Origin of the sequence: Methanobrevibacter sp. (assembly GCF_045644645.1) — an archaeon.
GTDB lineage: Archaea > Methanobacteriota > Methanobacteria > Methanobacteriales > Methanobacteriaceae > Methanocatella.
Genome location: NZ_JAZRHE010000149.1, coordinates 1 through 10,104, shown reverse-complemented (window position 1 = coordinate 10,104; position 10,104 = coordinate 1). Strand labels below are relative to the sequence as shown.

Annotated in this window: 10 protein-coding genes and 2 pseudogenes; 1 reads left to right on the top strand and 11 read right to left on the bottom strand. The window is 34.3% G+C overall.

Translation table 11 applies throughout. The annotated features are described in order from the left end of the window. Nucleotides 1-120, top strand: a pseudogene (locus ACKI4K_RS09235) (transcriptional regulator); the annotation flags it as partial. A gap of 1 nt (nt 121) precedes the next feature. On the opposite strand, the gene ACKI4K_RS09230 reads toward ACKI4K_RS09235, so the two are convergent. From ACKI4K_RS09230 to ACKI4K_RS09180, 11 genes and pseudogenes are all read right to left on the bottom strand, one after another. After that, nucleotides 122-1,099 carry a double zinc ribbon domain-containing protein gene (locus tag ACKI4K_RS09230; RefSeq protein ID WP_407424442.1) on the bottom strand — a complete coding sequence of 326 codons (978 nt, stop codon included), beginning with the start codon at nt 1,097-1,099 and terminating at the stop codon, nt 122-124. A 6-nt stretch (nt 1,100-1,105) separates the two neighbouring features. Next, complete coding sequence (locus tag ACKI4K_RS09225) at nt 1,106-1,993, bottom strand: double zinc ribbon domain-containing protein (RefSeq protein WP_407424440.1); 888 nt, start codon at nt 1,991-1,993, stop codon at nt 1,106-1,108. A gap of 19 nt (nt 1,994-2,012) precedes the next feature. After that, nucleotides 2,013-4,274, bottom strand: a complete 2,262-nt coding sequence (locus tag ACKI4K_RS09220) for an OB-fold nucleic acid binding domain-containing protein (RefSeq protein WP_407424438.1) — start codon at nt 4,272-4,274, stop codon at nt 2,013-2,015. Nucleotides 4,275-4,287: 13 nt separating this feature from the next. Further along, the gene (locus ACKI4K_RS09215; RefSeq protein ID WP_407424436.1) at nt 4,288-4,803 is read right to left on the bottom strand and encodes a hypothetical protein; all 516 of its coding nucleotides are present in this window, start codon (nt 4,801-4,803) and stop codon (nt 4,288-4,290) included. Between the two features lie 86 nt (nt 4,804-4,889). Continuing rightward, complete coding sequence (locus ACKI4K_RS09210) at nt 4,890-5,255, bottom strand: desulfoferrodoxin family protein (protein ID WP_407424434.1); 366 nt, start codon at nt 5,253-5,255, stop codon at nt 4,890-4,892. 66 nt (nt 5,256-5,321) lie between these two features. Next, nucleotides 5,322-5,693 carry a Fe-S cluster assembly scaffold protein NifU gene (nifU, locus tag ACKI4K_RS09205; RefSeq protein WP_407424432.1) on the bottom strand — a complete coding sequence of 124 codons (372 nt, stop codon included), beginning with the start codon at nt 5,691-5,693 and terminating at the stop codon, nt 5,322-5,324. 2 nt (nt 5,694-5,695) lie between these two features. Beyond that, nucleotides 5,696-6,904, bottom strand: a complete 1,209-nt coding sequence (gene nifS / locus ACKI4K_RS09200) for a cysteine desulfurase NifS (RefSeq protein ID WP_407424430.1) — start codon at nt 6,902-6,904, stop codon at nt 5,696-5,698. 80 nt (nt 6,905-6,984) lie between these two features. Beyond that, nucleotides 6,985-8,283, bottom strand: coding sequence for an O-acetylhomoserine aminocarboxypropyltransferase/cysteine synthase family protein (locus ACKI4K_RS09195; RefSeq protein ID WP_407424444.1), 1,299 nt, complete (start codon nt 8,281-8,283; stop codon nt 6,985-6,987). 188 nt (nt 8,284-8,471) lie between these two features. After that, nucleotides 8,472-9,227: an ion channel gene (locus ACKI4K_RS09190; RefSeq protein ID WP_407424428.1), complete on the bottom strand. Its 756-nt coding sequence runs from the start codon at nt 9,225-9,227 to the stop codon at nt 8,472-8,474. 63 nt (nt 9,228-9,290) lie between these two features. Next, nucleotides 9,291-9,540, bottom strand: a pseudogene (locus ACKI4K_RS09185) (hypothetical protein); the annotation flags it as partial. A 361-nt stretch (nt 9,541-9,901) separates the two neighbouring features. Then, on the bottom strand, nt 9,902-10,104 hold a 203-nt coding region (locus ACKI4K_RS09180), incomplete at its 5' end, for a hypothetical protein (protein WP_407424426.1).

Here is a 10,104-nt window from a genome sequence, read left to right as displayed (position 1 = left end):
TTAAAAAGTAAAGACATTGTTGAATGTATAAATGAGGAAGCTCGTAAAGGAAGATTATACAGATTAACAGATACAGGTAAAGAAGTATTAGATGTTATTAAAGATAAAGAAAACAAATAACCTAATTTATTTCTATGCCCTCTTTAATATTCTCTAATTCTTCACGAGCATCTTCCAATGACGCTATTTTTGAAACATCATATAATAATTTTAATAAAACACTATTTTTAATCTCCAAAGACAAACAATCATTAGTTTCAATATGTATTGAATCATTTGATGGATTCCTAAGATCTTTCTTATATTGTAATTTAATCTCCTCTCGTAAATCTTCATCTATAAATTTTTCAAGATAAACAATTATCTCGTTTGAAAAAGTATTTCCAAAGACAACCATATCATCCAGGGAACTATTATCATAATTGTCCTGTCTGATTAAATCATTGAAGGAACCATAATTCTGATGTCCATAGGGGATGAACCTACCTTCAACAGTATGTGCACAGTACTCATTCATAATTTTGAATTCGGGTAAAGTCAAAAAAAACCAAACAAAACTTTGCAAGGTAGTGGACGATTCGACTCTAAAAATAAAACACAATAAATTTTCAATAATGTTAAACAATAAATAATGAGCCAATTCATGAATAACAGTTGCAATCTGAATAGAATCATCCAAACGGTCATCATAATAAATGCAATTTCCTAAAAATATAAATCCTCTTTCATAACCTCTGGATTTGGGTCTGCACTCTGTGAAAACACCGGCCAGTCTCAAAATTTTATCTTTGGCACTATTTCCATAAAGGTCAATATAGTTTGCTCTCGCAAAGATGTTTTTTAGAATTTCATTGTACTCATCATTAGAAATCGTAGCATTTTTCAATAAATTTTCATTATACTCATTAAATAACATGTCAAAATCATTTATTGATAAAGGATTTATTTGTTTGTGGCATTTAACACAGAAATTTGCAATATCTGGATTTACATTTCCGCAATGCGGGCAAACATGCTCCATAATCAATTTGTTCCCACAGTGTATACAGTAACTATTTTCCTTGAAGTTTAAAGTTCCACAGATATCGCAACTTTTCATGACCAACTACCTCAAAATACTTTTAATTTCTTTAATTGTACTTTTAACAGAAGTTTTACGAATAATAGCCCTTCTAATATTTTTGCCGCAATTATGGCAGAAATCCGTTTGCCAATCCAATATCTCCCCACAGGAACAGATTATTTTTGATTTGATTAATCTTGATGGATTTAAAGGTCTTTCACATATTTCACAGAATTTATATCCTTTCCTGTTCTTATGACCACAAATGCAAATGTTAACTGAATTTTCCTTTTTCAGGTTATTCCCGCATTCCGTGCAATAATCCGAAGTAATTTCATTAATTGTAGAACAGGTGCATAAAATTGAAATCTCCGGGAAAACACCATAATTTCTTAATGGAAGACCGCAATTTTTACAGAACATGGAAAATTTTTCATTCTCTTCACCGCAAAAGCAGAATATCGAATCTTCAAATTCCAAATTGAAATTGCTGTAATTATTTTGTATTGGGTCTGTATCGACACGCAATTGTTTTCCGCACCTATCGCAAAATATATTCTCTTTTGGGTTTACTTTTCCACATTCACACAAAATATTTCCCATAGCATATGAAGGTTTGGACCTATTCTTTAATATTCTGGCCAATCTACTTTCGGAACGTTTAGTTCCACACATGTAACAATATTTATTATCTATTTCATTTAAATAGCCGCAGGAACATAGTTCATACTTATAATCATCCCGATTCTGTTCTATGAATGGTGAAAAATCAATGTCAAAATTAAAAAAACCGATATTGTGAATAGGAGGTATGAATACAATTAAATCATCAGATTTGTGATTGCCTGTTCTAACCCCGCAATTATTGCAGAAAGGTTCATTCGGAAGGACTCTGTGACCGCAATTTCGGCAAAAATTTTCAAAAACCATAACAATCCAATAAGAATAATTAGTTCTTAGACATTGATTTAATCTCCAACACTACCTGGGATAAAACCTCTTCGCCAAGCCCCTCAATATATTTTATTGATCCTGCACATTCATGACCCCCGCCATCAATACCTGCAGACGGAATCCTTTCAGCCAATGCAGAAACAACATCATTAACATTAAATCCATATTCCTCATTTACTGCATCAGTTGCCCTGAATACGCCAAAATCAGGACCATGACCCAATGTAACAATAGGTTTATCTTCACCCAATTCTTTAATTAATCTATCATGGACAAAACCGCAGGTTTTACCCGGGGCAGGGAATGTGAACTTATGTGCATATTTTTCGACATCGATTATGTTGAAGTAAATGCCATTTTCAAATTGGGTTTTTTGAATATTTGGAAGTGCTGCTTTAAGCTGTGTATCAACCCTTTTTAAATATTCCTTATATAATGCATTAATCATCTTATCATGCTTGTCCAAATTGTCAACACCAAGAATAGTGTCCATGATTCCTCTTCCGTTCATGAATCTTAGGAAATAAGCTTCAAAATCGACACATTCGGCAATTTGCGCCAAATGTTCCCGTGTAAATCCTTTCTCGGCAGCCAACTCCAAATACTGATAAACTTCACCACATTCAGCATGGTCCCCCAATGCGGCTACAGCCGGAAGATGCACAATCAAATCTTTAACAGAAGGATTGATAATGTGTGCAACCTCGCTAGCCAGTGCGCCTGCAGTAAGCTGTGAATCTCCACCCACCAGATAAGGATTCACATGAGTGTCAACATATTCGTCAACAGCAACAGTTGCGCCAACTATTTCACCATTTTCTTCCTCGATTGTTAACAATTCCCCCGGAGAATGGTGGTCTATAACAACAACTTCAATATCATAGATTTTAGCTTGCATTAAAGCAACAATATCCTCCTCTGTAGATCCATTATCCAAAAGAACAATGAGCGGTAACTTCTGACCATGCCTTTCCTGGTCTTCAAGAGCGAATGACAAATCCTTAACTACATCTTCCAGTTCATAGAATGGGGCCTTGCTTGGAGACCTTTTAAAATAATAATATTGAGCATCATTGCTTGGGTTTATCTCTTCGATTAATGGGATTAATGCTTTTTCCATTGCAACTCCGGCACAAATACCATCCGCATCATTATGGTGTCTGAGCAGGATTGTCCTGCCATCAAGAATCGCCCTTCTGATTTTATGGGCTGCTTCCCTCATCTTAGGTTTAAGCCTGTTTAAAACATCACTTTTAACTAAGAAATCAACATGGGGAGGTTCTGCTCTTTTATCCAATGCATTATCAATCAACGCATGCAGTTTATCAGTTTGTTCAGGACTTAATTTGATCATCGAACTTGATTCGATTTGAGTTTTCCCGCCATGTTCATTAACTTCACCGATGACCTGGACTGCATCTCCCAAATCAATTTCAGGATATGACCTCTCACCGGCCTTATCAAATGCAGCAACCCAAGTAACCCCGCTTTCATCATTAATGGTGAATATTGTAGGTCCTGAAGTCTGCTGAATTTGTTGAACTTCACCATCAATGCGAACCAATTTGCCCATCTTTTTTTCCAAATCCCCAATTAGGGTTCTTGGAATTGATTTGGTTAATCTGATAAGTTTATATTTATCAACATAAGCTGGAGCCAAATCAATCTTTCCTTCTCTTGATTTGATGGCAGTGATGAAAACAATAATTTCATCTCCAACATGATATTGGGAAACATCTCCCCTCATTAATCCCCAGACATTCTTATTTAAAGATACAAAAGCACCGTAACGTTCTATTCTAGTTATTTTTCCTCTGTATAACTTATCCTTATCCATATCGCTCATTTGACATAAAGAATCTAAAACATACACTTTTCTAACTTGATTTTCACGAGCGACATATTCATCATGCTTCATTTTTTCAACCTTTCTTTTTTCTTCACAATCAGTGCATACATCATATTTTTCATCAATCAGTTTTCCGCAATCTCTGCAAACATTAATTTGACCGGTCCCCTTGCAATGAGGGCAATCATCATAGACTTCAACTTGACCTTTGCCGTTGCATGCCTCACAGGGAATATCCTGGTCTGAACCCAAATCAAATTTAGCCTTTGCTTTACTATTGACTCCTTTAAAATGATTTCCTACATCGAATGCATCATCTTCGTAACCTGTTCCTCCACAGGCTTCACATTCCTTATAATCCACAACAACTGATCCCAAACCACTGCATTTCGGACATTTTGTTTTCACACTAAAACCTCAATCATATAATAAAATTATCTTTAAACAGATTTGGATTATCCTTAACTAACGAATCCCTAGCATCCCTATACTTAACTGCTTGGTCCATATAATCATTAGCTTCAAAACCATAATTGCTGCCGGTGTAATTATACTGGGACTCCAAATAATCTATGGACTCTTTCAGTTTATCAACCGCCAATAACTTTAACTCCAATTCTGAAATTGCATTATTAACATAATCCTTATGTACATTATTTACATCCGAAGTGAAGTTATCTTTTAGAATATGCAATTTCGATAAGCTTCCGTTATAGTTATTTCCAGCTGCAATAGCTTTATTCATTGATTCATTATAATTTTTATCATTTAGCAAATCAACAGCTTCATTATAATCATTGTCTCCCTTGACAATGCCGTCACTAATTTCCGGCATTAATTTATTCATATTATCGATAGAACTATCAATAAAGACAATGGCTGCTGAAATAATAAGTAAAACTAAAATAAAAATTATTAATTTAATATATTTAGACACAATATAAACTATATAAAATGAATTATTTAAAATTTTTTATATGAAAAAATAAGAAAAAAAAGAAGTCTAAAAAATAATTTTAAACTTTATTCGCTTGACCAAATGCCATGTAAATTACAGGATGCAAAAGCTACTAACTCATCGGTAGAGTTTACAGTGAAAGTTGCTTCTGCAACATCTCCAGGTTCGAAATATTTAATGTATCTTTCAGACCCTGTTTTGATTAGTACAAATTGGATATAGTGGTCATCATCCATTGGATGAGCTACTTCACCGACTTTAACAGTGACTTTGTCACCATCGATTTCTACAACAGGTTTGTGTTTGGGAGCTTTTTCTCCTTCAGTTTGTACAGGAAATTCAAACATGTGGTCAGAACATACTTTCTCATCGCCTTCAACTAAAACTTTAATAATACTTCCACAATCATCACACTTTAATATTTTTGCCATATTAAACATCTCCTTAAATTAAGATAATGATATTATATTCATTAAAGTATTTATTATTATTGTAACCTACTGGTTATTCTCATAATAGTTTTCAATGGCTGCTTGAAGTCCGTCTGCTGCAAGGTTTGAACAATGCATTTTGATAGGTGGAAGACCGTCCAATTCATCTGCAACATCGTTTCTGGATATTTGTAACGCTTCATCCAGGGTTTTTCCAACGGCAATTTCAGTAATCATACTGCTTGTTGCAATAGCTGCCCCACAGCCAAATGTCTGAAAAGATATATCCTGTATTACATCATCCTCAACTTTAATATAAATTGTCATTAAATCGCCGCAGGTCGGGTTTCCTACAGTCCCAACACCATTTGCATCTTCCATCTTTCTGCAGTTTCTTGGGTTTGCAAAGTGGTCCATTACTTTTTCTGAATAATCCATAATTAACACATCCTACAATCATCACCGTGTTTTTTACACATTACGCCATCATAATCCAATTCTTGATTCCAAAGAGGGGACATTTGCCTTAGTCTTGCAACGGCCTCTGAAAGAATTTCTACAAATTCATCAACATCAAACTTATCGCTTTCCGGAGCTAATGATATTCTTAAAGAACCATGAACATCAACAGGGTCCAGGCCCAATGCGGTTAGAACCGGAGATGCTTCCAGTTTATTGGATGAGCATGCTGAACCGGTTGAAGCCTGATAACCTTTAGCATCCAATAATAGAATTAATGATTCGCCTTCAATAGCTTTAAATCTGAAGTTGACAAGATTTGGAAGTCTATTTTCTTTATCACCATTCAAGTAAGATTCCGGAATTGCATTTAACACCTTATCAATCAGTTCATCCCTAATTGAAGATAATTTTTCATAATGTTCATCAAGTTGTTTTGAAGCCAGCTCGCAGGCTTTTCCGAATCCAACGATTCCAGGAACATTTTCAGTGCCTGCCCTAATGCCCCTTTCCTGACCCCCACCATGAATAAGTGGAGTTACACGAGTTCCTTTTTTAATATATAATGCTCCGACACCTTTAGGACCATTAATCTTATGGGAAGATAAAGAAAGCAGATCTACGTTTAACTTCTCAACATCTACAGGGATTTTACCAAAGGTTTGAACCGCGTCAGTGTGGAACTTAATGCCTTTTTCACGAGCTATTTTACCAATTTCCTCAATCGGTTGAACTGTACCAATCTCATTGTTTCCATGCATTACAGTAATTAAAATTGTTTCAGGAGTTATTGCTTCTTTTAAATCCTCAATCTTAATGATACCATTCTCATAAACCGGCAAATAAGTAACTTTAAAATCTAATGATTCCAAGAAATATAAAGTTTCTTTTACAGCGGGGTGTTCGAATTCTGTTGTGATTATATGTTTGCCTTTTTTAGCTAACTTAAACGCTATGCCTTTAATGGCAAGATTATCAGACTCTGATCCACCGCCAGTGAAAATAATTTCTTCCGGTTTAGCATTGATTGCATCAGCCACTCTTTGACGGGCCTGATTTAATGCTTTTTTTGATTCACGACCGATTCCGTAAAGGGTGGAAGGGTTTCCAAACTCCTCTCTGAAATATGGTTTCATTTCTTCAAAAACTTCCTCACTAACTTGTGTAGTTGCTGAGTTATCCAAATACATTCTTTATACCCCAATTATCTTTTTTTTATAAGTAAAATATTATCATATAAATAGTTTAAGTGAGTAAAGGGTTACTTTACTCAGATACTATCTAAAGCTTGGCTTAAATCTTCAATTAAATCATCTGCATCTTCAAGACCGATTGAAAGTCTAATAAAGTCAGGAGTCACACCAGTTGCTTCCTGTTCTTCAGGAGTTAATTGCTGATGTGTTGTACTTGCCGGATGAATTGCAAGGCTTTTTGCATCTCCGATATTTGCAAGGATTGAGAATAATTCCAATTTTTCAATTACTTTTCTTCCTGCTTCCTCTCCACCTTCAACACCGAATCCTAAAATGCCTGCAAAGTTATCTTTTAAGTATTTTTTGTTAACTTCATAGGTTTGGTGTGATTCCAATCCAGGATAGTTTACCCATTTAACTTTCGGATGGGATTCTAAAAATTTAGCCACTTTCAGTGCATTTTCAGAATGTCTTTTTACACGTACATCCAAGCTTTCAAGACCTTGTAGGAAAATGAAGCTGTGTACCGGTGCCTGGGTTGCTCCCAAGTCTCTTAAAAGTCTTGCTCTTGCCCTTACAGTGAATGCTATGTTTCCAAGTTCCGGGACATCTCCAAATGCATCCCAGAATACTAATCCATGATAACTTGGATCAGGTTTTGTGAAATTATTGAATTTGCCGTTCCCCCAGTTGAATTTACCTGAGTCAACAATATATCCTCCAACTGCAGTTCCATGGCCTCCAACATATTTGGTGGCTGAAGCGGCAATTACATCAGCCCCGTGTTCCAGTGGCCTTACTAATCCTACACCAACAGTATTGTCTACAATCAACGGAATATCATGTGAATGTGCAATTTCAGCCAATGCTTCAAAATCGGGAACATCCAATTTTGGATTTCCGATTGATTCAACATAAATCGCTTTGGTTTTTTCATCAATTGCATTTTCAAAAGCCTCCAAGTCCTGAGAGTTGACAAACTTGACATCACGCGCCAAGTCCTTGAAGGTATAATTAAATAACTGATAAGTTCCACCGTAAAGGTTGTCTGCAGAAACAATGTTGTCTCCAGGTTCTGTTACGTTTAAAATAGCATATGAAATTGCTGCAAGACCACTTGATGTTGAAAGACCTGAGTTACCGCCTTCTATAGCGGCAATTCTTGCTTCAAATACATCACTGGTTGGGTTTGTAAGTCTGGAATAGATTTGTCCAAACTCTTGAAGGGCGAATCTTCTTGCAGCTTCGTCTGAGTCTTTAAATACATATGAAGTAGTCTGATAAATCGGAACAGCCTGTGCCCCAGTTGCGGGGTCTGGTTGTTGTCCTGCGCGTACACCTAATGTTGCTAATCCATAATTTTTATTTGTCAAAATAATCACCTTAAAAATTTAATCTTCAGTAAAATATATCACGTGTTATATTCACTATATAACAATAGTTATTTTTTATATATAAATGTTTTGGTATGCCTAAAACATACTTTCAGGAAAAATAAAATATAATTTGCATTATATAATATAACATATGTTATTTTAGTATATAAATGTTGCCATTGATTGAATCACTTTTCATCCAATTTTTTATTTAATTTGGATATTTCTTCCTTTAATTCTCTTAATTCTTGCTCATTACTATCTAATTTTTCTTGAATTGATTTGAGCTCTTCACTACCCTCATTCAATAATTTTTTATTGAAGTAGGATGCAAGAGCCGCAGTAATTGCACTGAAAATCAGGACACCAAAAACAAGAAGAATCAAACTGATTATCCTACCAATCATCGAATTGGGTAAAACATCCCCATAGCCTACTGTTGTAAGGGAGGATATGACAAACCACAATGTATCAAAAAGACTGTTCATGCTTGGATCGAACAGGTACAAACTTAATGTGAATGAGATAACTATTAATGCAGAAATACCCAATATCTCATCCAAATAGGTATCCTTTAGAAATACATTAATCACTTCGAATAGCTGTATGCACAATATTAAAATCCTAATGAATTTTAAGGATTTCAATACAATCAGCATATTGGCATCATATGCGATAAACGGCAGCATTATCAAATCAAATGGTATGCCTGCAATCAATTCTGTCCAGTTTTCAATAAAAAAATGTTTTCTATTTTCTGCTTTGAAATATCTGGAAAAAAATTCGCTGAGTAAAACGACACATAAAAAAGTATCAAAAATAATTAAGTTATGATATATCTGCGTGGATAGACTAAAAGCTAAAGAACAGATTAAAAAAATCAGATCCAATATTATCCAAACGGATAACCCCACATCAAATATCTTACTTAATTTTTCATTCATCAATTAATATTATGAAATAATTAATTAAATAATTATTGTATTAATTTAAGAGCCTGTGAAATTTTATAGGAGTATTTTATTTTTATATGACTTTTCTCTCCAATTTTTCCATTTGATAGTATGAAAATGCATTCCCGTTTTAGTTTTATATAATTTCCTTATTATTTCATGATTTGTCTGTCTGTAATAATTTTCTACCTTGTTGGATGTTTTTTCAATATTTTCATCATCCCCAATATTTTACGTATACACGGAAGGGATTTATGAGACTGTTTCTTATAAAATCTTTTAATACTACCGATATTGCCCCATAATTTCATAAAACCTGCTAAAATCAACATTTAAAAAAAAAACCCCCCAAAAATATAACAATTTACAAAAGCATACTACAACTTGCAATTCATCCCTAACTTAAGATATGCAATGCAGGAATTATTGTTACCAAGAATATTATTACAGATTTGAATTCATGAGGTAATCTAAGCAGATAAATTGCAATTATGACCAAAATAACAAATATTAATACAATCGACCATTCACTGTAGATAACTTCGGCACATCATTATAGAAAAGAAAATCAATCCCATCATCTGAAAATTTAAATTTTTCTTTTAAAGAGAACATAAGAATCATTTCCCTCTTCATTTTTAAAATAATAAAAATAGATGAATAATTCATCTATCTAATTCTATTATTATTGTTTCATTGTGGTTTTGTGTGTTTCCGCTACTGTCCTTGAACTCTATTGTTATTTCATGTTTGCCGAGGAATTTTTCAATGATTTCAAAGATTATCCTTGACAGATCGTCATCCACATCGCCGTCAAACACAAGTGTGCCGTCAACGTAAACCTTCAGATGTCCGTTTGTGAGATTAA